22 protein-coding genes and 1 tRNA gene are annotated in these 25,719 nt (G+C 67.5%); 15 read left to right on the top strand and 8 right to left on the bottom strand.

The annotated features are described in order from the left end of the window. Positions 1 to 33: 33 nt before the first annotated feature. Positions 34 to 1,074: an ABC transporter substrate-binding protein gene (locus NVS89_RS01525; protein ID WP_258730710.1), complete on the bottom strand. Its 1,041-nt coding sequence runs from the start codon at positions 1,072 to 1,074 to the stop codon at positions 34 to 36. A gap of 87 nt (positions 1,075 to 1,161) precedes the next feature. Between NVS89_RS01525 and NVS89_RS01520 the strand changes: the two genes are divergently transcribed. Next, on the top strand, positions 1,162 to 2,235 hold the full coding sequence (locus tag NVS89_RS01520; protein ID WP_258730709.1) for a GlxA family transcriptional regulator: 1,074 nt from the start codon (positions 1,162 to 1,164) through the stop codon (positions 2,233 to 2,235). 10 nt (positions 2,236 to 2,245) lie between these two features. Here the strand turns inward: NVS89_RS01520 and NVS89_RS01515 are convergent, their stop codons facing one another. Beyond that, positions 2,246 to 2,803, bottom strand: a complete 558-nt coding sequence (locus tag NVS89_RS01515; RefSeq protein ID WP_258730708.1) for a TetR/AcrR family transcriptional regulator — start codon at positions 2,801 to 2,803, stop codon at positions 2,246 to 2,248. 203 nt (positions 2,804 to 3,006) lie between these two features. Between NVS89_RS01515 and NVS89_RS01510 the strand changes: the two genes are divergently transcribed. From NVS89_RS01510 to NVS89_RS01500, 3 genes are read left to right on the top strand one after another with little or no spacing between them, the layout of a single operon-like run. Then, positions 3,007 to 4,299, top strand: coding sequence for an efflux RND transporter periplasmic adaptor subunit (locus NVS89_RS01510; RefSeq protein WP_258730707.1), 1,293 nt, complete (start codon positions 3,007 to 3,009; stop codon positions 4,297 to 4,299). A 7-nt stretch (positions 4,300 to 4,306) separates the two neighbouring features. After that, positions 4,307 to 7,483 (top strand): efflux RND transporter permease subunit, encoded by a 3,177-nt coding sequence (locus tag NVS89_RS01505; protein ID WP_258730706.1) that lies wholly within the window; start codon positions 4,307 to 4,309, stop codon positions 7,481 to 7,483. A 41-nt stretch (positions 7,484 to 7,524) separates the two neighbouring features. After that, positions 7,525 to 9,099 (top strand): efflux transporter outer membrane subunit, encoded by a 1,575-nt coding sequence (locus NVS89_RS01500; RefSeq protein WP_258730705.1) that lies wholly within the window; start codon positions 7,525 to 7,527, stop codon positions 9,097 to 9,099. Between the two features lie 43 nt (positions 9,100 to 9,142). On the opposite strand, the gene NVS89_RS01495 is transcribed toward NVS89_RS01500, so the two are convergent. Then, on the bottom strand, positions 9,143 to 9,937 hold the full coding sequence (locus NVS89_RS01495; protein ID WP_258730704.1) for a GntR family transcriptional regulator: 795 nt from the start codon (positions 9,935 to 9,937) through the stop codon (positions 9,143 to 9,145). Between the two features lie 68 nt (positions 9,938 to 10,005). On the opposite strand from NVS89_RS01495, the gene NVS89_RS01490 reads away from it, so the two are divergent. The 8 genes from NVS89_RS01490 to NVS89_RS01455 all read left to right on the top strand — a co-directional run bounded on the left by NVS89_RS01490 (position 10,006) and on the right by NVS89_RS01455 (position 16,793). Next, positions 10,006 to 11,460, top strand: a complete 1,455-nt coding sequence (locus NVS89_RS01490) for a sulfatase family protein (RefSeq protein ID WP_258730703.1) — start codon at positions 10,006 to 10,008, stop codon at positions 11,458 to 11,460. 43 nt (positions 11,461 to 11,503) lie between these two features. Next, positions 11,504 to 12,502 carry a TRAP transporter substrate-binding protein DctP gene (gene dctP / locus NVS89_RS01485; protein WP_258730702.1) on the top strand — a complete coding sequence of 333 codons (999 nt, stop codon included), beginning with the start codon at positions 11,504 to 11,506 and terminating at the stop codon, positions 12,500 to 12,502. A 33-nt stretch (positions 12,503 to 12,535) separates the two neighbouring features. Continuing rightward, positions 12,536 to 13,021, top strand: coding sequence for a TRAP transporter small permease subunit (locus NVS89_RS01480; RefSeq protein ID WP_258730701.1), 486 nt, complete (start codon positions 12,536 to 12,538; stop codon positions 13,019 to 13,021). After that, positions 13,021 to 14,298, top strand: a complete 1,278-nt coding sequence (locus NVS89_RS01475; RefSeq protein WP_258730700.1) for a TRAP transporter large permease — start codon at positions 13,021 to 13,023, stop codon at positions 14,296 to 14,298. Before NVS89_RS01480 ends, NVS89_RS01475 begins: the two co-directional genes overlap by 1 nt. Further along, a complete protein-coding gene (locus NVS89_RS01470) occupies positions 14,295 to 15,539 on the top strand; it encodes an aconitase X (protein WP_258730699.1) in 1,245 nt (414 codons plus the stop codon). Before NVS89_RS01475 ends, NVS89_RS01470 begins: the two co-directional genes overlap by 4 nt. Further along, positions 15,539 to 15,955, top strand: a complete 417-nt coding sequence (locus NVS89_RS01465) for an aconitase X swivel domain-containing protein (RefSeq protein WP_258730698.1) — start codon at positions 15,539 to 15,541, stop codon at positions 15,953 to 15,955. The genes NVS89_RS01470 and NVS89_RS01465 overlap by 1 nt, the downstream gene beginning before the upstream one ends. A gap of 143 nt (positions 15,956 to 16,098) precedes the next feature. Next, positions 16,099 to 16,443 (top strand): YidH family protein, encoded by a 345-nt coding sequence (locus NVS89_RS01460; protein WP_258730696.1) that lies wholly within the window; start codon positions 16,099 to 16,101, stop codon positions 16,441 to 16,443. Then, positions 16,422 to 16,793: a DUF202 domain-containing protein gene (locus tag NVS89_RS01455; RefSeq protein ID WP_258730695.1), complete on the top strand. Its 372-nt coding sequence runs from the start codon at positions 16,422 to 16,424 to the stop codon at positions 16,791 to 16,793. The genes NVS89_RS01460 and NVS89_RS01455 overlap by 22 nt, the downstream gene beginning before the upstream one ends. A gap of 100 nt (positions 16,794 to 16,893) precedes the next feature. On the opposite strand, the gene NVS89_RS01450 is transcribed toward NVS89_RS01455, so the two are convergent. Further along, positions 16,894 to 17,688 (bottom strand): DUF8426 domain-containing protein, encoded by a 795-nt coding sequence (locus tag NVS89_RS01450; RefSeq protein ID WP_258730694.1) that lies wholly within the window; start codon positions 17,686 to 17,688, stop codon positions 16,894 to 16,896. A gap of 376 nt (positions 17,689 to 18,064) precedes the next feature. After that, positions 18,065 to 18,140 (bottom strand) — tRNA-Ile (locus NVS89_RS01445). Between the two features lie 193 nt (positions 18,141 to 18,333). On the opposite strand from NVS89_RS01445, the gene NVS89_RS01440 reads away from it, so the two are divergent. Beyond that, positions 18,334 to 19,059: an SIMPL domain-containing protein gene (locus NVS89_RS01440; protein WP_258730693.1), complete on the top strand. Its 726-nt coding sequence runs from the start codon at positions 18,334 to 18,336 to the stop codon at positions 19,057 to 19,059. Here NVS89_RS01440 and NVS89_RS01435 read toward each other — a convergent pair. Continuing rightward, positions 19,028 to 19,963 (bottom strand): diacylglycerol/lipid kinase family protein, encoded by a 936-nt coding sequence (locus NVS89_RS01435; protein ID WP_258730692.1) that lies wholly within the window; start codon positions 19,961 to 19,963, stop codon positions 19,028 to 19,030. The genes NVS89_RS01440 and NVS89_RS01435 overlap by 32 nt on opposite strands. Before the next feature lie 225 nt (positions 19,964 to 20,188). Here NVS89_RS01435 and NVS89_RS01430 point away from each other — a divergent pair, with 225 nt between their 5' ends. Further along, on the top strand, positions 20,189 to 20,557 hold the full coding sequence (locus NVS89_RS01430) for a hypothetical protein (RefSeq protein WP_258730691.1): 369 nt from the start codon (positions 20,189 to 20,191) through the stop codon (positions 20,555 to 20,557). Between the two features lie 67 nt (positions 20,558 to 20,624). Here the strand turns inward: NVS89_RS01430 and NVS89_RS01425 are convergent, their stop codons facing one another. Both NVS89_RS01425 and NVS89_RS01420 read right to left on the bottom strand, forming a co-directional pair. Further along, positions 20,625 to 21,785: a hypothetical protein gene (locus NVS89_RS01425; RefSeq protein ID WP_258730690.1), complete on the bottom strand. Its 1,161-nt coding sequence runs from the start codon at positions 21,783 to 21,785 to the stop codon at positions 20,625 to 20,627. Between the two features lie 358 nt (positions 21,786 to 22,143). Beyond that, a complete protein-coding gene (locus NVS89_RS01420) occupies positions 22,144 to 23,094 on the bottom strand; it encodes a tetratricopeptide repeat protein (protein ID WP_258730689.1) in 951 nt (316 codons plus the stop codon). Between the two features lie 342 nt (positions 23,095 to 23,436). Here NVS89_RS01420 and NVS89_RS01415 point away from each other — a divergent pair, with 342 nt between their 5' ends. After that, positions 23,437 to 25,713, top strand: coding sequence for a TonB-dependent receptor (locus NVS89_RS01415; RefSeq protein ID WP_258730688.1), 2,277 nt, complete (start codon positions 23,437 to 23,439; stop codon positions 25,711 to 25,713). The last annotated feature ends 6 nt before the right edge of the window (positions 25,714 to 25,719 follow it).

Below are 25,719 nucleotides of genomic sequence, written 5' to 3'. Positions count from 1 at the left end.
GCGGGTTGGAGGGTCAGGCCTGCTGGCCGCGGCTCACTTGTGAGCGATCTCGCGGTTCCAGGTGTCGACCAGCTCGGCGCGCTTGGCGTTCACCTCGGTCCAGTTCAGCAGGTAGAGATTATCCACCGAGCCCTTCTCGCCCCAGGGCAGCTTGCGGGCGGTCTCGGCGGAGACCGTGACGCCCTTCACCGACGGGCCGAGGAAGAGCTTCTCGGCGAGGCACTTGGAGGCTTCCGGGGTGAGGGCCGTGTCGATGAACTTCTGCGCCATCTCCTTGTGCGGCGCGTTCTTCACCAGATGCAGGCGCGCATCGGTCGCCCACACGCCTTCCTTCGGCACGGTGAAGCCGATCGGCAGCCCCTTGGCCATCAGGTCGAAGGCGCCGACGTTGAAGTGCGCGCCGATCACCACCTCGCCGCTCTGGAAGGCGTTGGACGCCGCTCCCGAGGAATCGAAGAACAGCGCGGCCTTGAGCTCCTTGATCCTGGCGAAGACCGGGGCGAAGTCGCCGGCCGGGGCGTTCAGGATCTTGTGCAGGAAGAACAGGAAGGGCACGCCCGAGGAATTGGCCGGCGAGGGGATCGTCACCGCGTCGGCGTATTCGGGCTTCCACAGGTCGTTCCAGGAGGCCGGCGGCTCCTTGATCTCCTTGGTGTTGTAGGTCAGGCCGAGCGAGTAGTAGCCGGTGCCGACGGCATAGATGCCGTTGTCGTTCTTGTAGATCGCCTGCGGCAGGGTGTTGGCGAGGTTCGGCACGCCGGCCTCGGTCAGCGGCTCCAGCACGCCGTCCGCCTCGGCGAGTTCGCTGACGCCTCCATCCATCCAGGCGACGTCGAGGGTCGGCGCGTCCTTCTGCTGCTGCAGCTTGGCGAGGGTGACGGTGGAGGTGCCGACCTCCGGTACCACCGTGACGCCGGTCGCCTTGGTGAAGGGATCGGCGACGCAGGACTTGAAGGCGTCGCCCCAGTTGCCGCCGTACCAGGCGACGTGCAGAGCGTCCTGGGCCGAAGCCGGCGCGATCGTGGCGGCCAGCGCGAGCGCGGACGCGGTAACGAGACCATGCATGCGTGCCATGTTGTTTTCTCCCCTCCATGTACAGGCGACCGGATAATTGTCCCCTGAAGCAGCGGCGGCTTGCAGTATCAGGCCAGAAACTTTGATATGGGCGACATGCTGCAGGCCCCACCTTACCCGAGCGTCCCTGCCGAGAGGCCCGGCTTCCGGCCCGGTCCGGCGCGCGTCTCGCCGTTGCGCGTGGGCTTCGTGCTGCTCGACCAGTTCACGCTCGCCGCTTTCGGCGGGCTGATCGACGCGCTGCGCCTTGCCGCCGACCATGGCGGGCGCAGCCGGCAGATCCATGCCTCGTGGAAGGTGATGAGCCTCGACAGCACGCCGCGCCGGGCGAGCTGCGGGGTGGTGATCTCCGACAGTTCGCCGCTGCTCGATCCCGCGCAGTTCGACTATGTCGCGGTGTGCGGGGGCAACGACTATCTCAACGAGCGCCAGCCCGCCGCGCTGCTCGACTATCTGCGGCTCGCCGCCGCGCGCAAGGTGAGGCTGATCGGCGTGTGCACGGGCACCTTCGCCATCGCCCAGGCCGGCCTCGCGCAGAAGCGCACGGTCTGCGTGCACTGGAACGTGCTCGAGGCGTTTCATGCCCAGTTCCCCACGCTCGACGCGGTCACCGACAAGCTCTTCGTCGACGAGGGCGACCTTCTCTCCTGCGCCGGCTCCACCGCCGCGATCGACCTCGGCCTCTATCTGATCTCGCGCCATTGCGGGTCGGCCAAGGCCAACCAGGCGGTGCGCCACATGATGCTGCAGGGCATGCGTCCCTCCTCGCTGCCGCAGCCGCATTTCTTCGCGGACCTGTCCGGCGTCGCGGATTCGCGGGTGCATCAGGCGGTCCATTTCATGGAGCAGCGGCTGGACGATCCGCCCTCGATGGACGCCGTCGCCCGCTATGTCGGCTGTTCCGCGCGCCAGCTCGAACGGGCCTTCAGCGCCGCGCTCGGCGCCTCGCCGGCCTCCTTCCAGCGCCAGCTCCGCAAGGACTATGCCTGCTGGATGCTGGAGAACAGCCCGCGCTCGATCACCGAGATCGCCTTCGACTGCGGCTTTTCCGACGCGGCGCATTTCTCGCGCGAGTTCCGCAACGCGTTCGGCCTTTCGCCGCGCCAGTACCGGGCGAGATGCGTCGCTTCGCGCGGCGCGCCCGCACCCTTGCCGGCCTGAAGCGGCAGGGTCAGTGGCGCGGGGCGGCGCCGTTGACGAACAGCCGGATGCACTCGCTGACATAGGCCCGCCGCGCGGCGCTGCCGGGCCACTCCACCGGACCCGTGCGGGCCGGCATGGTCGCGCCGGCCACCAGATCCATCAGCATGCGCGCGGCGCCGTGCGCGTCGGGCACCCGGAGGCGGCCGAGCTCGACCTCGCGGGCGATCCAGTCCTCCAGCAGGCCCAGCGCCACGTCCCGCCCGTGCAGGCGCACAATCTGGTCCAGCTCGGGGTTCTGCGCCGCCTCGATGAACAATAGCTTGAGGAAGGCGAACCGCTCGCGGTCGTGCTCGTCCTCCACCTCGTTCACGAAGATGCGCTCCAGCGCCTCGATCGGCGAGAGATCGTCATAGTCGCCGGGCAGGGCGATCAACTGCCGGCGATGGGTGTCGATGATGGCCGCGACCAGCGCTCCCTTGTTGGGGAAAAGCCGGTAGAGCGTGCGCTTCGAGATGTGGCAGCGCGCCGCGACCGCATCAGTGGTGAGCTGCGCATAGCCCAGCTCGCGGAACATGGCGTAGGCCATGGCCACGATTCCGGCGCGGCGCTCCTCGTCCGGCGCCTGCTTCGGACGCCCGCGCCTGCGCGGCGAAGCGTCCCGGCTGTGAGCCAGTTCGTCCAGCATGATCTGCCCCCCGGAGGCCTGCCTGCCTCTTGCGGACAATTGACAGAGCCCGCGATAGAAGAATATGGGTACTGATAGTATCAATATTTGGATCAAACGCGCAAATGTCCACCCCCAGGATGCGGCCGGCCCTCGTGGCGGCCGCCTGCCTCGCATTTCTTGTCCTTGGCGGGTGTGACGGCCGGGAGACCTCGGGCCAGCAGCAGGGCGGGGGGCAGCAGCGCCCGCAGGTCGGCGTCGTGACGGTGCATCCCCAGTCGGTCGCGATCACCGCCGAACTGCCGGGCCGCACCACGGCCTCGCTGGTCGCGGAGGTGCGCCCGCAGGTCGCGGGCATCATCAAGGAGCGGCTCTTCCAGGAGGGCAGCGAGGTCAAGGCCGGCGATCCGCTCTACCAGATCGATCCGGCGAGCTATCAGGCCTCCTATGACAGCGCGGTCGCGAGCCTGCAGAAGGCGGAGGCGCTGGTTCCCAGCGCGCAGTCCAAGGTCGACCGCTACCAGAACCTGATCAAGCAGAACGCGGTCAGCAAGCAGGACTATGACGACGCCGTCGCCTCGCTGGCCCAGGCCAAGGCGGACGTCGCGGTCAACAGGGCCGCGGTCGACACCGCGCGCATCAATCTCGACTTCACCCGCATCACCGCGCCCATCAGCGGGCGCATCGACAAGTCCTCGCTCACGCCGGGGGCGCTGGTGACGGCGAGCCAGGATACCGCGCTGACCACCATCCGGACGCTCGATCCGATCAATGTGGACGTCACCCAGTCGAGCACCAACCTCCTGAACCTGCGCCAGGCGATCCGCGACGGGCGCATCAAGATCAGCGGCGACAACGTGCAGGTGCGCCTGAAGCTCGACAACGGCACGCTCTATTCCCATGCGGGGACGCTGGAATTCTCCTCCGCCAATGTCGACGAGACCACCGGCACCTATCTGGTCCGCGCCCGGTTTCCCAATCCCGACCGCCTGCTGCTGCCCGGCATGTATGTGCACGCCATCGTCGAGGAAGGCGTCGCGCCCAACAGCTTCCTGGTGCCGCAGCGCGGTGTGACCCGCAACACCAAGGGCGAGCCGGTCGCGCTCGTCGTCGACGCCGACGACAAGGTCGAGCAGCGCGTGCTCACCATCAGCCGCAATGTGGGCAACAGCTGGCTGGTGGAGAGCGGCGTCGCCGACGGCGACCGCGTCATCGTCGAGGGCAGCCAGTTCGCCAAGCCCGGGCTGCAGGTCACGCCGGTCAGCGTTGTGGTGGACGACACGACGGGCGAGGTCAGCGATCGCGGCCAGCGCTCGACGGCCGCGCCGGCGAAGGAGGAGGCGGCGAAGAAGGAGGCGGCAGGCGGGGGCGCCACGGCCGGCGGGGCCGCCGGCACGTCGACCTCGGCCGAGAACTGAGGTCGCCATGTCCCGGTTCTTCATCGACCGCCCGGTCTTCGCCTGGGTCATCGCCATCCTGATCATGCTGGGCGGCCTTCTGGCGCTGCGCAGCCTGCCGATCGCGCAATACCCGCAGATCGCCCCGACCACGGTGCGCATCACTGCGTCCTATCCGGGTGCGGACGCCCAGACGGTCGAGAACTCGGTGACCAAGATCATCGAGCAGGGCATGACCGGCATCGACAATCTCGACTACATGTCGGCCACCTCGACCTCCACCGGCGAGGCCAGCCTCACGCTCACCTTCACCAGCGCCGCCGATCCCGACGTCGCGCAGATGCAGGTGCAGAACAAGCTGCAGCTCGTCACCTCGCAGCTTCCCACCATCGTCCAGACCAGCGGGATCGAGGTCGACAAGGCCTCCGACGGCTTCCTGATGGTGATCGGCTTCGTCTCGTCCGACGGCAAGATGTCCTCGGTCGACCTCGCCGACTATGTCGATTCCACGTTGAACGACACGCTCAAGCGGGTCGAGGGCGTCGGCTCCACCCGACTGTTCGGCGCCGGCTACGCGATGCGCATCTGGCTCGACCCGGACAAGCTGGCCAAGTACCAGCTCATGCCCGGCGACGTCGCCACGGCGATCGAGGCGCAGAACACGCAGGTCTCCGCCGGCCAGCTCGGCGGGCTGCCCCAGCGCAAGGGCCAGGAGCTCAACGCCACCGTCACCGCGCGCAGCCGCCTCCAGACCGCCGAGCAGTTCCGCAACATCATCCTCAAGAGCACGACCGACGGCTCGCTGGTGCGGCTGAACGACGTCGCGACCGTGGAACTCGGCGCGGAGAGCTACACCACCTCCTCGCACTACAACGGCAAGCCGGCAGCGGGCCTCGCCATCAACCTCGCGACCGGCGCCAACGCGATTTCGACCGCCGAGGCGGTGAAGTCGACCATCCAGCGCCTCTCCGGCACGTTCCCGGAGGGGGTGGAGGTCGTCTACCCCTACGACACGACACCCTTCGTGGTGCTCTCCATCGAGGAGGTAGTGCGCACCCTGTTCGAGGCGATCGCGCTGGTCTTCGTGGTGATGTTCGTGTTCCTGCAGAACATCCGCGCCACGCTGATCCCAACCATCGCGGTCCCCGTCGTGCTGCTCGGCACCTTCGGCGTGCTCGCCGCGCTCGGCTACTCGATCAACACGCTCACCATGTTCGCCATGGTGCTCGCCATCGGCCTTTTGGTCGACGACGCCATCGTCGTGGTCGAGAACGTCGAGCGCGTGATGGAGGAGGAGGGCCTGTCGCCCAAGGAGGCGACGCGCAAGTCGATGGACGAGATCACCGGCGCGCTGGTCGGCATCGCCACCGTGCTGTCGGCGGTGTTCGTGCCGATGGCGTTTTTCGGCGGCTCGGTCGGGGTGATCTACCGCCAGTTCTCGGTGACCATCGTCACCGCCATGGTGCTGTCGGTGCTGGTGGCGTTGATCCTCACCCCGGCGCTTTGCGCCTCGATCCTGCGCGCGCCCGGGCACGGCAGCGAGAAGCGCGGCATCTTCGGCGCCTTCAACCGCGGCTTCGAGCGCGGAACCGGCGCCTATCGCCGTGGCACGGCCGGGATCCTCGCCCGTTCGGGGCGCTTCCTCGTCGTCTTCCTCGCCATCACGATCGCCATGGGGTGGATGTTCACCAAGCTTCCCTCGTCGTTCCTGCCGCAGGAGGACCAGGGCATCCTGCTCACCAGCGTGCAACTGCCCGTCGGCGCCACCGCCGACCGGACCCAGCAGGTGCTCGACCAAGTCACGCGGCACTATCTGGAGGACGAGAAGGACGCGGTCGAAGGCATCATGACCGTCGCCGGCTTCGGCTTCGGCGGGCAGGGGCAGAATGTCGGCATCGCCTTCGCGCGGCTGCGTCCCTTCGACGAGCGCAAGTCCGCCAATCTCTCGGCCACCGCCGTGGCCGGCCGGGCGATGGCGGCCTTCTCCAAGATCCGCGACGCCCAGGTGTTCGCCCTCGCGCCGCCCGCCATCCAGGGCATGGGCAACACCAACGGCTTCAGCTTCTACCTTCAGGACATCAACGGCGCCGGCCACGAGAAGCTGATCGCCACCCGTGATGCGCTGCTCGCCAAGGCGGCATCCGATTCGCGCCTCGCCAATACCCGCCCGAACGGGCAGGAGGACGAGCCGCAATTCGTCATCGACATCGACCAGGAGAAGGCGAGCGCGCTCGGCGTCTCGCTCTCCGACATCAACGACACGCTGTCGATCGCCTGGGGCAGCGAATACGTCAACGACTTCATCGACCGCGGGCGGGTGAAGAAGGTCTACCTCCAGTCCGCCGCCGATTTCCGCATGCAGCCGGCCGACCTCGGCAAGTGGCATGTGCGCAACTCGGCCGGCGACATGGTGCCGTTCTCCTCCTTCGCCTCGAGCCGCTGGACCTACGGCTCGCCGCGGCTGGAGCGGTTCAACGGTTCCTCGGCGGTGGAGATCCAGGGGCAGGCGGCGCAGGGCGTGAGCTCGGGCGACGCGATGGACGCCATCGACGAGATCGTCGCCGCACTACCGGCCGGCTACGGCCATGAATGGACCGGCCTGTCGAACCAGGAGCGGCTGTCCTCCAACCAGGCGACCGCGCTCTATGCGATCTCGGTGCTGGTCGTGTTCCTGTGCCTCGCGGCACTGTACGAGAGCTGGTCGATCCCGTTCGCGGTGATGCTCTCGGTGCCGATCGGCATCTTCGGGGCGCTGCTCGCCGCCCATCTCTTCGGCCAGACCAACGACGTCTATTTCAAGGTCGGCCTGCTCACGACGATAGGGTTGGCGGCGAAGAACGCGATCCTGATCGTCGAGTTCGCCATCGAGCGGCAGGCCCATGGCCTCGGGCTGGTCGAGGCCACGCTCGACGCCGCGCGCCAGCGCCTGCGCCCGATCCTGATGACCTCCTTCGCCTTCATCCTCGGCGTGACGCCGCTCGCCATCGCCAGCGGGGCGGGCTCGGGGGCGCAGAACGCCATCGGCATCGGCGTGATGGGCGGCATGATCGCGGCGACGGTGCTCGGCATCTTCTTCGTGCCGCTGCTGTTCGTCGCCGTCAGCCGCGTGTTCCGCAAGAAGGCCGACCGGACCGGGTCCGAAGGGCAGGGCCTTGTTCCCCCGCATCCCCCCGCGACCGACGCAACGCCGGAGCCGCCCCGTTGAACCGATCCGCCCTCATTCCATCCCGCTGCACAGGTGCGCTCATGGGGATTCCGCCTCGCCCGCCCGCCCGGGACGGGTGGCGCCTTCCGGCGCCCCGCCTCGTCGCGCTTCTGTTCCTCGCCGGCCTGCTCGGCGGCTGCGCCGTGGGGCCGGACTACCAGGCGCCGTCCTTGCAGTTCCCGGCGAAATGGGGCGCGGCCCATCCCACGGTCAGCGCCAACGGGACCGAGCCGGACAATCTCCCCCCCGATCTCGCGCGCTGGTGGGAGCGGCTGAACGACAAGACGCTCGACGGCCTCGTCGAGCGGGCGGTGGCCGGCAATCTCGACGTGGCGACCGCCAAGGCACGGGTGCGCGAGGCGCGGGCGACGCGCCGGCAGGCCCTCGCGGCGCTGGCGCCGGTGGTGACCGGCGACGGCTCCTATACCCGCGCCGACAATGGCAGCAATGTTTCCGCGCAGAGCGGCGACATCACCGTCTCCGGTCCGTTCGATTCCTTCGATCTCGGGCTCGGCGCGAGCTGGGAGCTGGACCTGTTCGGCGCCAACCGCCGCAGCGCCGAGGCGGCGACCTACGGCCTCGACGCGGCCGAAGAGAACCTGCGCAACACGCTGCTGGTGCTGATCGGCGACGTCGCGACCTATTATGTCGAGGCGCGCGGCTATCAGGCGCGGATCGCGCTGGCCCAGCGCACCGCCGCTTCCCAGCGCGAGACCGCGGCCCTGACGCGCACCAAGCTGGAGGCCGGCACCGCGACGGCGCTGGACGTCGCCAATGCCGAGGGCCAGGCCGCGAGCACCGAGGCCGATATCCCCGGGTTGCAATCGTCCTATCAGCAGACCCTGCACCAGCTCGCCATCCTGCTCGGCCAGCCGCCGTCCTCGCTGAACGAGCTGATGAAGCGCAGCCGGCCGATCCCGAAACCGCGCCTGCCGATCCCGAAGAGCGTGCCGGCCAACGTGCTGCTCGCGCGGCCGGACGTGCGGCTCGCCGAGCGAGAGCTCGCGCAGTACACGGCCAAGGTCGGCCAGGCCGAGGCGGCGCGCTATCCCGATGTGAGCCTCGTCGGCGACGTCTCGACCTCGGCGACCAATGTCGGCGATCTCGGCAAGAACTCCACCATCAGCTGGAGCTTCGGCCCGAGCCTCAGCGTCCCGATCTTCAATGCGGGCCAGCTCAAGGCCGCGGTGGAATACGCACAGGCCGAGCGCGACGAATATTTCATCGCCTATCGCTCCGCGGTGCTGACGGCGCTGCAGGACGTGGAGAACGCCAGCGTCGCCCTGCAGCATGAGCGCCGCAAGAGCCGCAGCCTCGCGACCTCGGCGACCTCCTACCGCAAGGCCGCCTCGCTCGCGCGCGCCCTCTACCAGTCGGGCTCCAGCAGTTTCCTCGACGTGCTCGACGCCGAGCGCTCGCTCTATTCGGCGGAGGATTCCTATCTCCAGAGCGAGGTCGCGATCACGACCGACTACGTGTCGCTCAACAAGGCGCTGGGCGGGGGGTGGACAGGCTTTGTTGACAGCCGCACGCCGGAGGTGACCGACGAGATGGCGCCGCATTTCGTGCGGGCCGACTGGGCGAAGGAATTCGTCCAGTCCGACGGCGGCCCCTGATCCCGCCGGCGGATGGCGCCTTCAGCGGGGCGCGGGCGCCAGCTCAGCCCTCATGCGGCGGGTTTTCACCGCCGAAGCCGAAATGCTGGTCGAGCTCGTCGCTGACCAGCAGCTCCCGGCCGTTGGGCGGGATCCGGAACTCCTGATAGTAGAGCGGCGCGCCGTGGCTCCATGTCAGCGCGGTGAGGATGAGGCTCGCCGGCTCGCGCTCCCTGATGGCGTAGCGAAGCTTGTGGACGACGCGGGTCACCGGAAGGTGGCACTTGCTGGCGATCAGATGCTTCAGGTTCTCGCCGTCGAGCTGCGCCATATGGCCGAGCCTTAGCGCCGACAGGCGGTTGGCGTCGCCCCAGAAGCGGCTGTCGACCGAGAACTCACCGGCCACATCGAAATTGCGCTCGATATAGAGATAGCCGCCCGCCGCCGGGCCGAGGTGCTTTGTCCACGGGCCGACCTCGTTCGTCACCAGCCGGCGCCGGGTGGTGGGCGACACCGGCAGCACGGTCTTGCCGTCGTCGCTGAGGAAGCGGCAGTGCCAGGGCTGGCGGATCTGCGTGCGCTCGGTGACGAAGCTGCCGACCTTCGGGGCGCGGGTGAGGTAGCCTTCCTCCACCAGGCTGCGCAGCGAGCGCTGCACCGTGCCGAGGCTCAGCCCGCTCAGCGTGGCGAGCTCGCGCTCGGTCGGCAGGCGGGCGCCGGCGGGCAGGCTGCCGCCCAGGATCATGGTGCGCAGGCACTCGGTGAACACAGCATATTTGGCCCTTCCCGAGACGTCGCGGTGAGCGAGGTCGCGGATCGCTTCGAGCGGAAGGCTATGTTCGGCGGTGGAAACGGGCATTGTCACGGCGTCCGCATTGCTATATAGCATTGTAGCATTAGAAATAGAATAATGAGGAGCGAACGCCAATGCCCGCCGCCTCGAACGTCCTCATCATTATGTCGGACGAGCACAATAAGGCGATCGCCGGGTGCTATGGTAACCGGGTTGTCGCGACGCCGAACATCGACGCGCTCGCGGCCCGGGGAACGCTCTTCGAGGCCGCCTATACCAACTGCCCGGTCTGCGTGCCCGCGCGCGCCTCCTTCGCCTGCGGGCGCTACGTCCACGACATCGGGCACTGGGACAACGCCGATCCCTATGACGGCACGCGGCCGAGCTGGCATCACATCCTTCGCGCCGGCGGCCATGAGGTGAGCTCGATCGGCAAGCTGCATTTCCGCAGTGCCGCCGACGATTACGGTTTCACGCAGAGCCTCATTCCCATGCATGTGGTCGAAGAGAAGGGCGACCTTCTCGGCCTGGTGCGCGACGAGCTGCCCAAGCGCAAGGGCTCGTGGAAGATGGCCCGGCTCGCGGGGCCGGGGGAGTCGAGCTACACCTTCTACGACCGCGACATCGCCGCCCGCGCCCAGACCTGGCTGCGCGAGGCGGCGGCCCGCCCTCACGAAAAGCCCTGGGTGCTGTTCGTCTCTTTCGTGGCGCCGCATTTCCCGCTCACCGCGCCGCCCGAGCACTATTACCGCTACTACGACGATCCCAACCTCGAATGGCCCAAGCTCTACGAGGAAGAGGCCCGTCCGGCCCATCCCTATCTGCGCGAATATGCCGAATGCTTCGCCTATGACGAGCATTTCGCCTCGCGCGACGACGTGCGCCGCGCGCTCGCCGGTTATTACGGGCTGGTCGGCTTTCTCGACGAGAACATCGGCAAGCTGCTGAAAATGCTCGATGCGATCGGCCTGTCGGAGACCACCCGCGTCGTCTACGTGTCCGACCATGGCGACAATCTCGGCGCGCGCGGCCTCTGGGGCAAGTCGACCATGTATGAGGAGGCGGTCTCGGTGCCGCTGATCGCGGCGGGCCCCGGCCTCGGGGCCGGCGAGCGGGTGAAGGCGCCGGTGTCTCTCGTCGACCTCTCGGCGAGCATCCTGTCGTGGGCCGGCGAGGACCGGCCGGCCGACTGGCCGGGCGAGGATCTCGCGCAGGTGGCGAGGGCGCGGCCCGAGGGGCGGGTCACCTTTTCCGAGTATCACGGCATGGGCTCGAAGGCCGGCTTCTACATGCTGCGCGACGGCCGGTACAAATATGTCCACTACGTCGATCATCCCGCGCAGCTGTTCGACCTCGAGGCCGACCCTCAGGAACTGAACGACCTCGCGGGCGACCCCGCCCATTCGCACGTGCTCGCGCGGCTGCGCGCCGAGCTCTACGCCATCTGCGATCCCGACGATACCGACCGGCGCGCCAAGGCGCGCCAACGCGAGCAGCTCCGCCTCGCCGGCGGACGCGAGGCCGTCATCGCACGGGGAGATCTCGGCTTTTCGCCACCGCCAGGGTTCTCGCCAGACTTCAACCTGTGAGGCCCCCACGAAGAGGGGCATTTCAGATCCGGGAGGAAAATCAATGAAATCGACCGTCAAGCTCGCCGTCGCACTCGCGGCGACGCTCTTCGTCACGCCTGCGCTCGCGCAGGACAAGATCACGCTCAGCCTCGCCACCTGGGGCGCGTCCTCGCACCCGCAGGTGAAGACCTACGCCAAGGTGTTCATGGACGAGGTCGTCAAGCGCACCAACGGCAAGGTCGAATGGAAGTACTTTCCGGACGACACGATGGTGAAGCAGGCCTTCGTGCCGAGCGCCATTCCCGGCGGCCAGGTGGACATCTCGCTCACCACGCTCGACAACTGGGTCGGCCGCGTCCCGCAGGTCGCCATCACGGCGAGCCCGCTCTGGACGCTGACCATGGACCAGGCGCAGGCCGAGCTGCAGCCCGGCAAGCCGCTGTTCCAGCATTTCGAGCAGCTGCTCGCCAAGCAGAACACCAAGCTGCTGTCGCTGTTCGACATCGGCGCTCCGGCGCTGTTCTCCAAGTTCGACGCCCGCGATCCCGCTTCCCTGAAAGGCCACACGCTGCGCGCCTATTCGAAGGGTGCCTCGCAGAGCCTGCAGGCGCTCGGCGCCGCGCCCGTGACCATGGGCGTCGCCGACGTCTATTCCGCGCTCCAGCGCGGCGCGATCGACGGCGCGCTCGGCGGCCTGCAGGGCGCCTATGGCCTCAAGCACTACGAGGTCACGCAGTACGCGCTCGGCACCGGCGGCGTGCTCGGCGCGCTGATCAACGGCTATGTGATGAACCGCCGCTCCTTCGAGCGCCTGCCGGACGACGTCAAGAAGGCGGTGCTGGAATCCACCCAGGTCGCGCTCGACGTCACCAACAAGGAACTGGCCGAGAGCTACCAGCGCTATCTCGACGATACCCGCAAGCACGGCCTCGAGGTTTCCGAGCTGAAGCCCGGCACGCCGGAGCGGGCCGCCTGGGAGGCGGCGCTCAAGGACTATCGCGAGAAGATCAAGGGCGAGTTCCCGGCGGACACGGTGTCTCTCGTCACCTCCGTTCACTGATCCCGGCAAATCCGAAGAGGTGGAGCTGGACCGATGATCAGCCGACTACTCGATATCGTTGCGCGCGTCTTGACGACGGCGAGCGCCACGATCGTCGCCATCCTCGCAGTGCCGGTCGCCTATGACGCGATCAGCCGGTCGCTGCGCCATCCGAGCGTGTGGGTCTTCGACGTCTCGCTCTACCTGATGATCGCCGCGGCGTTCCTGGGCAATGCCTATGCGCTTCGCTGCGGCTCCCATTTCCGCATGATGATGTTCGTCGACATGGCGGGTCCGAAGGTGCGGCACTGGGCGGACCGCTTCGCCTTCCTCGTCACCTTCCTGTTCGCGCTTGCGATGGCGTGGCTGTCGGCGGGCTACGTCGCCGAGAACTACGAGATGGGCTTCACCTCCGGCACGCTGTTCGACGCGCCGCTGTGGATCCCCCAGCTCGCGATGCCGCTGGGCGGGCTGTCGCTGGCGGTGGAGGCGCTGCGCCGCCTCCTCCTCGACGACTATCCCGACGTGCTCGAGGGCTGATGATGACAAGCGGAATCGCCATCACACTCCTCTTCCTGCTGCTCATGGTCGCCAGCCTGCCGGTCTTCGTGGCCATGGCCGTGGCGGGCTTCCTCGGCTTCGTGCTGTCCAAGGGTCTCGACGGGGCGCTCTACGGCTTCACCGAGACGGTCTGGCAGGCCACCCACGTCTACGAGCTCATCGCCATCCCCCTGTTCATCCTGACCGGGACGGTGATGCAGCAGAGCGGCGCGGGCCGCGATCTCTTCGCGGTGGTCAACGCCTTCGCCGGCCGGCTGCGCAACGCCACCGGCATCGCCACCATCATGGCCTGCGGCATCTTCGCGGCCATCTGCGGCTCCTCCATCGCCACCGCCGCCACGGTCGGCCTCGTCGCCGTGCCGGCGCTGCGCGAGCAGGGCTATGGCGAGGCGAGGGCGGGCGGCTTCGTCGCCGCGGGCGGCACGCTCGGCATCCTGATCCCGCCCTCCATTCCCCTCATCCTCTACGGCATCATCACCGACACCTCGATCGGCCAGCTCTTCATCGCCGGCATCGTGCCGGGCATCCTGATGATGGCCGCCTTCACCGGCTATGCGCTGTGGTCGCGGCCGGAGGTGGTCGCCGCCGCGGGCGACGGCAGCGAACGCTGGCCGCTGCTGAGGGGCAGCATCGGCGTGCTGCTGCTGCCGCCGGTCATCATCGGCGCCATCTATCTCGGCCTGTTCACGCCGACCGAGGTGGGCGCGCTGGCGGTGGTTTATGTCGTCGGGCTCGGCCTGCTGCAGCGGCGCCTCGACGTCGGAAAGCTGGTGGCCGCGGTGCTGGCCGCGACCCGCACCACGGTCATGCTGATGATGCTGATCGTGTTCGGGCAGTATTTCGCCCACTACCTGACCTACGAGCAGGTGCCGCAGATCATCGCCCAGAGCATCACCCAGGTTCCGGGCGGCTCGCTGGTGACGATCACGCTGATCGTCCTCGTCTACCTGCTGCTCGGCATGTTCCTCGAATCCGCAGCCATGCTGCTGATCTCGGTGCCGATCTTCTTTCCGGTCGCGGCGACGATCGGCATGGACCCGCTGACCTTCGGCATCTTCGCCATCATGGCGATGGAGATCGCGCAGATCTCGCCGCCGGTCGGCATCAACCTCTTCACCATCCACGGCATCAGCCGGATTCCGCTGGAAAGGCTCGCGCGCGGGGTGCTGCCCTTCATCGGCATCCAGATCGCCTTTCTCTACCTGATTTTCTTTTTGCCCCAGATAATCCTCTGGCTTCCAGGACAGATGAAATGAAGCTCAACGAAGAAGAACGCGCCCTGCTTGCAGGCGAGGGCGGCCGTGCCCGCCAGTGGGCGATCCGCCACCAGATCGAAGTCGGCAAGTTTTTCGATGCCGAGGACATGGTCCCGGTCGACCAGGCCCACGTCATGGCCGACCCGGAGAGCCTGGGCGAGGCCGGGGTGCGCTGGCTCTCCGACATCGCGGCGATGCCGGAATCCGAGCGGCGCGTGCGCATTCCCACCATCACCGACCCGCGCGGCGTCGACTTCGCGGCCTACAAGCGGCTGCACCAGACCGACGACATGGCGAGCCTCGAGGAGCGCGCGATCCGCGCCTTCGAAGCCATGGGCGTGCTGATGACCAATACGTGCATCAACTACCAGACCATCCTGCCGCCGGTGCGGGGCGAGCACGTGGCGTTCGGCGACACCGGCGTGGTCATCTATTCCAACGCCGTATTCGGCGCCCGCTCGAACTTCGAGGGCGGCCCGTCCGCCATCGCCGCCGGCCTGACCGGGCGCACGCCGCGCTACGGCTATCATCTCGACAGGAACCGGCTCGGCACCAAGCTGTTCGAGCTGCGCCACCAGCCGAAGGACTTCAGCGAATGGGGCGCGCTCGGCGCGGTGGTCGGCAAGCGCTCGGGCAGCTACTGGTCGGTGCCGGTGATCACCGGCATCGAGAGCGCCCCGTCCTCGGACGACCTGAAGCATTTCGGCGCGGCGCTGGCGAGCTTCGGCTCGGTGGCCATGTTCCACATGCCCGGCATCACCCCCGACGCCCCGACGCTGGCCGACGCGTTCGACGGCCCGCCGCCACCCGCCTCGACGATCACGTCGGAGGACATCGCCAGCGTCTATGAGGGCTATGCGGCGCGCGGCGACAAGGTCGACGTGGTGGTCTTCTCGGCGCCGCAGCTTTCGCTGATCGAGCTCGAGAAGGTGGCAAACCTGCTGGATGGCCGGCAGGTCCATGCCGGCACCACTCTGATCGCCGCCACCTCGCCCGAGATCAAGTTCGCCGCCGACCGGATGGGCCTCACCCGCCGGATCGAGGGGGCGGGCGGGATCGTCCTCTCGGGCGTGTGCTTCTACCAGAGCTATGCGCGCGAGATGGCCGAGGCCAACGGCTGGAGCCGCCTCATGTCGAACTCCGCCAAGCTCGTCAACATCATCGGCGGCTACGGCTACAAGCCGACGCTCGCCACCATGGAGCGCTGCGTCGACAGCGCCGTCGCCGGAAAGGTGCTGTGATGGCCCAGACACTCCTCTGCCACCCCGGCATCGGGCCGGATGTCGAGGGCATCGCCCTCGTCGCTTCCGACGATTTCAGCGCGCGCTACGATCTCGACCGCATCAAGGGCGTGTTCTCGCGCCCGGCGCACAAGCTCTTCGGCCAGGACTACCGCGAGCGGATCCTGGTGCTGAACAACGTGAAGGGCGGCGTGGCCTCGGCTTGGATGCTGAACGAGATGGCCTCGCGCGACGTCAAGCCGGCGGCGTTCGTGTTCAACCGCGTCAATCCGATCCTCGCCCAGGGGGCCGCGCTCGCCGCGCTGTCGCTGGTCGACCGCTTCGAAGACGGCGACGTCACTCAGCTGATCCGCAACGGCGAGCGGATCCGGGTTCGGCCGAGCGAAGGGCAGGTCATCCTGCTCGACCGCCCCTAGCGGGGCGCTAGCCGACCGGCGGATGTGAGCCGGCGAGGGGCGGATCGACGCGCCTCGCCGGCGCGGCGCGCGGGCGCGAGGAGCACGCGGAGTGTCCGGGCGGTCCCTCAAAGCCGGCCGGACGAACGAACAGGTGATTGCGAATGAAATGGTGGCAGACGGGCACCCGGCCCGACTACCGGTTTTCCCTTGCCAATGAGCGGACCTTCCTCGCCTGGATACGCACGGCGCTCGCCCTCATCGCCGGCGCGGTCGGCGTCGACCAGTTCGCCTCGCATCTCGGCTCGCCGCTGACGCGGCTGTCGCTGGCGCTGGTGCTGTTCTGCGTCGGCGGGGCGCTCGGCGCGGTGGCCTATGCGCGCTGGGCCCGCGCCGAGAACGCGATGCGGCACGAGGCCGATCTCCCGCGCAGCCTGCTGCTGCCCATCCTCGCCACGATCACGGCATTGCTTGCGATCGCGCTGGCGTGGCTCGTGATCACGAGCTGAAATCCATGGCGGGAGATGGCGAATTGAAGGATCGCGGCCTCCAGCCCGAGCGCACCGCGCTTTCCTGGTCGCGAACCGGCTTCCTCGCCCTGCTGGTGACGGCCCTGCTGGGACGCGCCGGCACCTCTGCGGCGGACGCGATCGAACTGGCCCTGACCCTCATCCTCGCGCCGATGGCGGGACTGTTCCTCTATCGCGGCTTCAGCATCCCGCTCGCCGGACATGAAGAGCGCGACGATGTCGCCGGGCGGCAGCGGACGATGCTGTTCGTCGGCCTCGGCATCGCGACGATCGCCGGCCTTCAGGTGCTGGAGTGCTGCCTGCGCATCGCGGCAATGATCGGGGGGTAGTGTCGGCCGTGTTGCTTTGGGGAGGTCGCTGGTAGCCACCAAAAGATCTCATCTTTCAGTGGTTTTCGGGTCCAGAGTCACGCGGGCCAGTAGATGCGCTTCAGCGGCAGAAGCTGTTGGGTCTCGATATCGAGCCGATGGCTTCCTTCCGGCGCTTGACCTCGACGACGATGCGCGGCGCCTCAAACCCGAAACCGTCAGGCGAGGCGACGATGTCCTTGCCCCGATCAGGGCCGGCCGGGGACACGCGCGTCTTGTAGCCCATGGCGCGAAGCAGGCCGGCGACAAGCTCCTGCAGGTCGGACCAGTCCAGCGCATGGACACGGTCCTTTGTGAATTCGATCGCCTTCTCCTGGATGTTCTTGAATACGTCCTCCTCCGCGATCTCGACGGAGGCGGCGAGGTCGACTTTCGCCGGCTGGTGCGACTTGAGTGCCCGGAGGAGATCCTCGATCACGTCGGCCGACAGCTGGAAGAGCGTCGAGATCGCGCCAAGGCTGTTGCGGCTGCGCACGGAGAGGAGATCGCGGGAGACTTCGCCCTGCCATGCCACAGATCGGACATTCGGATAGCCGATCTCGATGCTCGAATCCCAGCGATAGTCGCCGGCGATCTCGCCGACGAGATAGACGCGGCGGCCCGGGTCGTAGGTGACGATAGGATCGCCGATCTTCATCTCGCTGCGGAAGCGGTGAAGCTGGCCGGCCGACATGGCCACGGCTTGCGGCTTCCATTCCGGCCAGGTGGTGGTCACTCGAGCGGCGATCTTCGCACGCGTCTTCAGCTCCGTTAGCGGACCGATCTCACGCCAACCTATGGCGATGACGGAATTGTCCTTGAACGCGTCATAGAGCCGCCCGCCGCGCTCAGCGCGCACTACCCAGCCTTGCCTCATATGGTCACCAAACCCGACTTCCCCCATTATGGTAGGGGGATGGCGCTGCCGGAGGCAAGGAGGTGGCGTGACCCTCGCCCCTTATCCGGCGTCTGCCACAGCCATGAATCGGCCGATACGGGACGCAACGCCCGTGAGAGAGGGTATCAGTGACCATGGTTATTCCTGCGTCAATCGTGGTCATTTCGTTGGACTAAATCAGGCCGCGAACACGCGGATAGCGGACAGGTACTCATCGCCTTGGAACCCGACGAAGTGGGTGCAGGGGCGAACGGACTCGAGCTGAGGGTGAGGGCAGGGGCTTGCCGGGGTGCTGTGGAGGGTTCGACGCGACCTAAGAGTAGACCGCATTTCAGAGCTAAGCTGTTGAGAATGCTGGTGGGCCCGGCAGGACTCGAACCTGCAACCAGACCGTTATGAGCGGTCGGCTCTAACCATTGAGCTACAGGCCCGGCCAAGCGCCACCAGGCGCGGCGGAAACTAGCAAAAGCGCGATGCGACGCCAACCGGGGTTCCGCCGCCACGCTCCCTGCGGCAGGGTTGTCCACCCTTCCGCCGCTCGGGAAGGCGTCGCCGCATTGCCGCCGCGATCACGCAGTGCTCTGCCGCTTCGTCACCCGACCCTCCGTCCGAGGAAAGTGGACCATGAAGTTTCTGCCCGCCTGCCTGATCGCCGCGACGCTGCTGGGGAGCCTCGCTCCCGTGGCCGCACAGGACCTATCCCCCGCCGCCGCCCGCCGGCCGACGCTCACCGTCACCGGCGAGGGCAAGGCGGCCGGAGCGCCGGACATGGCGACCTTCTCCAGCGCGGTGGTGAGCGAGGCCAAGACCGCGCGCGAGGCGCTCGACGCCAACAGCGCGTCGGTGTCGCAGATGATCGCCGCCATCAAGTCGGCGGGCGTCGAGAGCCGCGACATCGCGACGTCCGGCTTCTCGATCCAGCCGCAATACCGGGCGGTGAAGAAGGACGGCGACGAGGCGGCCCGCATCACCGGCTACGAGGTGCGCAACATGGTGACGGTGCGCCTGCGCGACCTGTCGAAGCTCGGCGACCTGCTCGACCAGGTGGTGACCTCCGGCGCGAACCAGATCACCGGCATCGCCTTCAGCATCGCCGACCCGACCGCGCTGGAGGACGCCGCCCGCGTCGGCGCGGTGAACGATGCCCGCCACCGCGCCGAGACGGTGGCCGCCGCCGCCGGCCTGCGGCTGGTGCGCATCGTCTCGCTCAACAGCGAAGGCGGGATGCCGCCCATGCCGCGCATGGCCGCGGCGCCGATGATGATGAAGGCGGATTCGGTGCCGGTCGAGGCCGGCGAGACCGAGATCCGGTCCAGCGTCACCATCGTTTATGAGATCGAGCCTCTGTGAGCGGCGCCTGCTCCTGCCGCGCCGGCATCAGCAGGGAGAGAGCGGCCGGCACGACCCGGTAGGTGAGCGGCATCGTCTCGCGCTCCAACTCGCCGTCGGTCGACACCCAGGACCGGCTGCGATTGGGCCGCGCGAGCACGATCTCCCGCCCGACCAGGCTGGTGATGCCCGGATTGTCGCGCCACGTATCGGTGACCATGTCGGCACCGGCCTTGAGCCGCGCCAGCGCGCCGCGCTCCTCGGTGATGTGGACCTCGAGCACGCCCTCGTCGAGCCGGCCGCGATGCCAGCCGGGCCCTGAGAACCGGTTCACCGAGACGAGCACGGCGAGCGCGTCGAAGCGGCGGGTCTTCCCGTCCACCGTCACGTCGAGCTCGAACCGGCCCGAGCGCCGCAGCGCGTAGATGGCGGCAAGCGCCACCGCCAGGAAGCGCCAGAGCTTCAGCTTGCGCGCCATCTCCCGCGCGCGAGCCATCTGGCTGAAGAAGCCCATGCCGGAGATGGTGTGGAACAGCCGGTCGTTCAGCGTGGCGATGTCCACCATCCCCGGCTCCGCCGCGCCGAGCACGGCCACCGCCTGTTCGAGATCGGTCGGCATGCCGATGTCGCGCGCCAGCAGGTTGAGCGTGCCGAGCGGAAGGATGCCGAGCGCCTTGCCCGTTCCGTGCAGGTGCCGCACCGCGAGGCTGACGCTGCCGTCGCCGCCGCCGACGATCACTGCGTCATGAGGGCCGCTGCCCGATTCCGTGATGGCGCGCAGGAAGTTCTTGCCGCGCAGAAGCTGCACCTCGACCTTGCGCCCGTCGCGGCCGAGCCCGCGCTCGACGAGCGCCCGGACCTCCTCGCCGTTGCGGTCGAGCAGGGTGCCGGCCTCGGCATTCAGAATGGCGATGACGTGGCGCATGCTGGGAGCGTCTGAGGAGGGCGGTTGAAGCGGGCGGTCGAGGAAGGCGGAGCGACGGGCATATCGGCGGTCCCGCCGTACCGGCGGCAGGCTCCGGCAAGGTCAGGGCATCGCTAGGGCTAGCATATTGCGCCGCCAAAGGCATTGGGGCACGTTCGCCGCGGGGGTCCATCGCGGGCTCGCGGCGAGGGCGTGCTTATGGCGGATATGGGCGGAAAAGAGGGGATGGTGCGCCTGAGGGCCGGCATCCTGGTGCTGGCGGCGCTCGTCTTCATCTCGTTGAGCGCGGGGCGCTGGACGGCGGCGCTGTTTTCCCTCGGCTGGATATGGGCGGCGCTCATCGGCGTGGTCGTCGCCGTGCTCATCGCCTTCATCGTGACGCGGCTGGACCGGGTCGCCTATTTCGGCATCGCGGCGCTCGTCACCCTGTTCGGCGCCTACACGGCGTATGATTTCGCGCGCGGGCCGGTGGACTGGTCGCAGGGGTGGGCGCTGCTTCTGGCGCTGGTGCCGGCGGTGATCCTGGCCGCGGCGTTCTGGGATTTCCGCCACCTCGTGGCCGAGGTGCGTGCTTGGGCCAACAGCCGGAACTGATCTCGGGATCGATGGTCGGAACGAAGAGGCGGCCGCCCGGAACCGGTCCGGGCGGCCGTGCTGTCGGTCAGCCGCCGACGAGCTCGCGGCAGAGGGCCACGATGCCCGAATCATAGGCGCGCGGCTCGGAGAGCACGCCCTGGCAGCGGGTCTTCTTCACGGCCATGCTCGAACTGCTGGTGCTGGAGCGGTCGCGCGAGCGCGCCACGGCGCCGCCGCCGCTGGACGAACCGCCATTGCCGGCCGAGCTGCCGCCATTGCTGGCCGAGCCGCCGCTGCCGGAGCTGCCGGAGCTGCCGCCGCCCGGGTTCATGCCGACGTCGCCGCCGCCGGGGGTGCCGGTGCCGCCGTCGTCATCGCCCGGCGTGCCGCCGGACAGGGCACGGCCGATGCTCAGCCCGATCGAGGCGAGGCCGGAGCTGCCGCCGACATCGACGTCGGCGTCGGTCACGAGGCCGTTGCTGCCGCCGACCGTGGCGGTTGCGTTCACGTCGGCCACCTGACCGCGGCCGAGGACGGTCGCGTCACCCGTCGCGTTTACCCCGTTCGAGCCGAGCAGGCTGGCGCCGAACAGCGCGTCGGCGAGCGCCTTGGACGGCGAGCGGCGATCGCCGACGGTCGCGCTGGCCTGCGCGTCGGCGCCTCTCGGGCCGAGTGCACTGACCGTGGCGTCGACGCCGACGCGACGCTGCGCGCTGCTGCCCACGACGGCGTTGGCATCCACGCCGTTCGGGCCGAGCGCCTGGGCATCCACCGAAGCGATGTTGCCTTCGGTGTTACGCGTGATCAGCGGCCTCAGGCGGAACACGTTGAGGTCCAGGCCGAACAGGCTGGCGGTCGCGCCCCGCGAGGAGGTTCCGCTGCTCGAACTGTCACCGGAGCTGGCGGTCTGGGCACCGCTGGAGCGAGCGGAGCGGCCGGCGCTGCCGGTCGCGGAACTCGCGGTGGAGCTGCTACTCGCGGTGGAGCTGCTGCCGGTCGTGCCGGTGCTGTCCGCCGTTCCGCCCGTCACCGAGCTGGTGGTGCCGGAAATGGCGCCGCCGAGGCCCGATGTCAGGCCGGACACGGCGTCGCCGACGGTTGATGTCGTGTTGGTCACGGCACCGCCGACGCGGCTCACCGTGTTGCCGACGCCGCCGACCACACCGCCATTGTCCGCGAGCGAGTTGCCCACGCTGGAAACGGTGCCTCCGACCGCATCACCGGCCGCCGAGACGGTCCGGTCCACGGCGCCGCCCACCCGCGACACCGCGCCACCAAGCCCCCCGCCTCCACCATCCTTCGACCCGGCTCCTCTGGCGTCCGCTGTAACCGGGTTCATAAGAAGACATGCGACTATTGCGCCGATACTCACACTGGCGGCGCCATATCGGCGCCCTGCTTTTTCAAAGTGCCTCATGTTCACGCTCCCTGTGAAATTCCAGACATCACGTCGCTAGCCGTCTACATGATGTCTTTATCCATAAGTCCGAAACCAACGTATTTGTTTCAATATCCATTGTATTCGTTGGTGAGCTGACAAACTTATTTTGGATTTTGTTATATTAGGTGTCAAATTTCCTCAGGGTCATCGGCTATTTAATGCATTATCCCAGCTTAATGGTCCTATAGAACCGTTTGAGCCACCTTATGGCACCTCCGATGCGTCGTACGCGATAAATCCGAGAGTGGTGCCGGGCAGCGGCATGGCCGGTAGTGGGGTCTGAAATCTCGAGCGCTCGCGCATCTGTGAACGCGATTCGCGCTGCTTCCGGGTCCGGTTGGCCGCCGAGACCCTCGGAAAGCGCGCTCGCATAGCGCCGCAGGTCGCCGGCCTTGCCGGTCGCGCAGGCCCGCTCCAGCGCCCGCAGCGCGATTTTCCTCAGCTCGGCATGAGGGGCGTGGCGCAGCCCTTCGCCGACCTCGCGGCAGAACAGCGGCACGCCGGCCTCGACCGACCGCTCGAACCAGGGCTGCGCGAGGTCGAGCCGGCCGGTGCGCTCCAGCAGGAGCCGGGCGTAGTCGAACTGGCCGCGATAATCGCCGCCCTCGGCGCCGCGCCGATACCAGCGCAGCGCGGCCGCCGGCCGGGGAGGGCGATCCCAGCCATGCTCCAGATAGCGCCCGACCAGGGTCGCCGACTTCACATGGCCGGCGCGCGCGGCGCGCGCGTACCAGTGAAGCGCCTCCCGGCGATCCGGGGGCACGCCGTTTCCCTCCAGCAGCAGCCGGGCGAGGTTGAACTGCGCCCAGGGCTCGCCCTTGCCCGCGGCCTCGCGATAGTGCCGCGCCGCCTCGCCGGCGTCCGCTTCCACGCCCCAGCCGAGTTCATGGCAGCGCCCGACCATGTTGCGGCCCTCGGCGCTGCCCGCCTCGGCGGCGATTCGAAACCAGCGCAGCCCCGCCGTCGGGTCGCGCGGCACGCCGTGCCCGTCCACCAGCATCTGCCCCCAGGCAAGCTGGGCGTTGATCAGCCCGTTTAGCGCCGCCGCGCGCACCCAGAGCGCGGCCTGCTCGGGTCCCTCACTGATGCGCGCGCGCAACACATCCGCGCCCATTCGTTCGAGTTCCGAATAGGAAATCCATCGGTCAGCCATGGGGGGATGCGTTCTCCGTGCGGAAAGCGGGCGCAGGTTCCGCGAGCCGACAATCGAATTTTCGTTGAGTCACATAAGGTCTACGTTCGGAAACAAACAAGAGAGCACGTACAGTTTTAGTTTTTAATAATTCGAAAGTGAGATTTCACGTCGAAATCCCGCAAAACATTCTTGGAATATCTAAAAAACATAATGTTTGAAGCAGGTTGGATTCGAAGATAGGAGACCGAAAAATACAGCAATAAGGGGTTGGGCTAGATGAAGACCTTGAGAACGCTACGATCGCCAATGCCGAATGTTGCCGTGACCGCCGGTCTTGCCGTCACCATGTCGGCGATTCCGATGTTCGGCGCGGCGGCGCAGGAAGCCGCGGGCACCGCGACGGGTGCGGCGGTCGGCGAGGAGCTCTCCACCATCACGGTCGAGGGTGATGGCTCGCCGGTGAACACGCTCGAGGCGTCCACCGGGCTCTCGCGCCTGCCGGGCACGGTGCAGGACACGCCGCAGACGGTTCAGGTCATCACCCAGCAGACCATGCAGCAGCAGGGCGTCACCACGCTCGAGCAGGCGTTGCGCAACGTTCCCGGCGTCACCTCGGGCATCGGCGAAGGTGGCGGCGGCATGAACGGCGACCAGTTCCGCATCCGCGGTTTCCAGGCCAAGGGCGACATCTACATCAACGGCCTGCGCGACTTCGGCGTCTATGTGCGCGACAGCTTCGCCTATGAGAATGTCGAGGTGTTCAAGGGCTCGACCTCGGAGAGCTTCGGCGTCGGCACCACGGGCGGCGCGATCAACTCCACGCTCAAGGCCGCTCATCTCGGCGACAAGTATGACATCGAGGGGCAGTTCGGCACCGGCCCGCTCTATCGCGGTGTGTTCGACATCAACAAGCAGTTCGACGGGACGAGCGCCATCCGCATCGTCGGCATGGTGAACGAGCAGGACGTCGCCGACCGCAACAATGTCGAATCGAACCGCTACGGCGTCATGGCCGATGTCGGCTTCGGCCTCGGCACCGACCAGACGCTGCACGTCAACTACCTCTACCAGCACGGTGAGCGCACGCCCGACTACGGCGTGCCCGTCGTCACGCCGATGTTCGGCGACGTCGCGCGCTTCGGTGCCATGGGCCAGCCGGTGACGGAGTTCGGCATCCCGCGCGACACCTTCTACGGCAAGGTGACCGATCAGGATGTCACCGACGTCAACATGCTGACGGTCAACTTCCGCAAGGAGGTCAATGACTGGCTGACGGTCACCAACGACACCCGGTTCGGCTACTACACGCGCGATTTCGCGACGACGGTGCCGGGCTGTTCCACTGGCGGCAGCCGGGGAAGCACGCCGACGCCGGCTCAGTATTATGCGAGCTGCACCGGCCAGTTCTTTGCCGGCGGCAACCCGGACATCAGCTTTGGCGGCGGCAATCCCGGATATTACCAGGAGAGCTACAGCGCCCAGAACATCACGACGATGATCGCGAACTTCCACACCGGCGCGCTGCGTCACGAAGTGGTTGCGGGCGTGGACGTCAACACGGTCAGCAGCGAGCGCACGCTGGTCTCGGTCGCGGGCGACAAGGGCACGTCGACGATCTGGGACCCGGTATTCGATAACACGACCGGCTACTATCTCTATTCGAACCCTTACGGAAACAACGGCCAGCGGGATTCGACGGCCAACGATTTCGGCGTCTTCGTCAGTGACCGCATCTGGTTCACGGATGCCATCTCGCTCCTCGCCGGCGCGCGGTACGACAGCTACTCTTCCGACTACTCCTACTGGAGCACCTCAGATGGTGGCGGATGGATTCAGGCCGACACGCACACGACCTTCTGGAGCCCCAAGATCAGCCTGATCTGGGAGCCGACGAAGGAGCAGACCTATTATGTGAGCTGGGCCAAGTCCTTCACCCCGCAGGGCGCGTTCCCGACCAACGACATCACCGTCGTCAATGCGGACCAGCAGGATCTCGAGCCGGAAGACAACGAAACCTGGGAAGCAGGCTTAAAGGTGTCGTTCCTGGAAGGAAAGCTCGGCGTGACGGGCGCGATCTTCCGCACCGACAAGAGCAATGCCTTCTACACCGACCCGGTGACCGGCGACACGGTGGAGACCGGCGAGAACCAGCGCGTGCAGGGCGTCGAGCTCGGGCTGACGGGCAACATCACCGAAGCGTGGTCGATCCAGGCCTCCTACGCCTATTACGACAGCGAGATCATGACCTCGACGACGAACGAGTATGTCGGCAACGAGGTGCCCTTCGTCTCGCCGAACAACTTCACGCTCTGGACGACCTACAATCTCAGCAAGACCTGGCACCAGATTCCGGGTGATCTTCTGGTCGGCGCCGGCATCACCTATGCCGATGATTACTATACGAACACGGCCAACAGCGCGATCATCCCAGAGACCTTCTCGCTGGACGCGCTCATCTCCTACCAGAAGGACAATTACCGGGTCGCGCTCAACGCCTACAACCTGACCGACGAGTTGAACTACGCGGCGGGCTGGGGCAATCGCGCCATTCCCGCTTCGGGCCGCACCTTCACGCTCACGGTGGGTGCGACTTTCTGATCGAGC

It is taken from the genome of Ancylobacter mangrovi (assembly GCF_024752355.1).
Classification (GTDB): Bacteria; Pseudomonadota; Alphaproteobacteria; order Rhizobiales; family Xanthobacteraceae; genus Ancylobacter; species Ancylobacter mangrovi.
Note: the sequence above shows the minus strand (reverse complement) of the source record. Positions and strands in the feature narration are given on the sequence as shown.

Excerpts from the sequence above, each read along its gene's own strand:
- NVS89_RS01525 (WP_258730710.1), bottom strand. The coding sequence starts at position 1,074 with ATGGCACGCATGCATGGTCTCGTTACCGCGTCCGCGCTCGCGCTGGCC.
- NVS89_RS01520 (WP_258730709.1), top strand. The coding sequence starts at position 1,162 with ATGGGCGACATGCTGCAGGCCCCACCTTACCCGAGCGTCCCTGCCGAG.
- NVS89_RS01515 (WP_258730708.1), bottom strand. The coding sequence starts at position 2,803 with ATGGCCTACGCCATGTTCCGCGAGCTGGGCTATGCGCAGCTCACCACT.
- NVS89_RS01510 (WP_258730707.1), top strand. The coding sequence starts at position 3,007 with ATGTCCACCCCCAGGATGCGGCCGGCCCTCGTGGCGGCCGCCTGCCTC.
- NVS89_RS01505 (WP_258730706.1), top strand. The coding sequence starts at position 4,307 with ATGTCCCGGTTCTTCATCGACCGCCCGGTCTTCGCCTGGGTCATCGCC.
- NVS89_RS01500 (WP_258730705.1), top strand. The coding sequence starts at position 7,525 with ATGGGGATTCCGCCTCGCCCGCCCGCCCGGGACGGGTGGCGCCTTCCG.
- NVS89_RS01495 (WP_258730704.1), bottom strand. The coding sequence starts at position 9,937 with ATGCCCGTTTCCACCGCCGAACATAGCCTTCCGCTCGAAGCGATCCGC.
- NVS89_RS01490 (WP_258730703.1), top strand. The coding sequence starts at position 10,006 with ATGCCCGCCGCCTCGAACGTCCTCATCATTATGTCGGACGAGCACAAT.
- dctP (WP_258730702.1), top strand. The coding sequence starts at position 11,504 with ATGAAATCGACCGTCAAGCTCGCCGTCGCACTCGCGGCGACGCTCTTC.
- NVS89_RS01480 (WP_258730701.1), top strand. The coding sequence starts at position 12,536 with ATGATCAGCCGACTACTCGATATCGTTGCGCGCGTCTTGACGACGGCG.
- NVS89_RS01475 (WP_258730700.1), top strand. The coding sequence starts at position 13,021 with ATGATGACAAGCGGAATCGCCATCACACTCCTCTTCCTGCTGCTCATG.
- NVS89_RS01470 (WP_258730699.1), top strand. The coding sequence starts at position 14,295 with ATGAAGCTCAACGAAGAAGAACGCGCCCTGCTTGCAGGCGAGGGCGGC.
- NVS89_RS01465 (WP_258730698.1), top strand. The coding sequence starts at position 15,539 with ATGGCCCAGACACTCCTCTGCCACCCCGGCATCGGGCCGGATGTCGAG.
- NVS89_RS01460 (WP_258730696.1), top strand. The coding sequence starts at position 16,099 with ATGAAATGGTGGCAGACGGGCACCCGGCCCGACTACCGGTTTTCCCTT.
- NVS89_RS01450 (WP_258730694.1), bottom strand. The coding sequence starts at position 17,688 with ATGAGGCAAGGCTGGGTAGTGCGCGCTGAGCGCGGCGGGCGGCTCTAT.
- NVS89_RS01440 (WP_258730693.1), top strand. The coding sequence starts at position 18,334 with ATGAAGTTTCTGCCCGCCTGCCTGATCGCCGCGACGCTGCTGGGGAGC.
- NVS89_RS01435 (WP_258730692.1), bottom strand. The coding sequence starts at position 19,963 with ATGCGCCACGTCATCGCCATTCTGAATGCCGAGGCCGGCACCCTGCTC.
- NVS89_RS01430 (WP_258730691.1), top strand. The coding sequence starts at position 20,189 with ATGGTGCGCCTGAGGGCCGGCATCCTGGTGCTGGCGGCGCTCGTCTTC.
- NVS89_RS01420 (WP_258730689.1), bottom strand. The coding sequence starts at position 23,094 with ATGGGCGCGGATGTGTTGCGCGCGCGCATCAGTGAGGGACCCGAGCAG.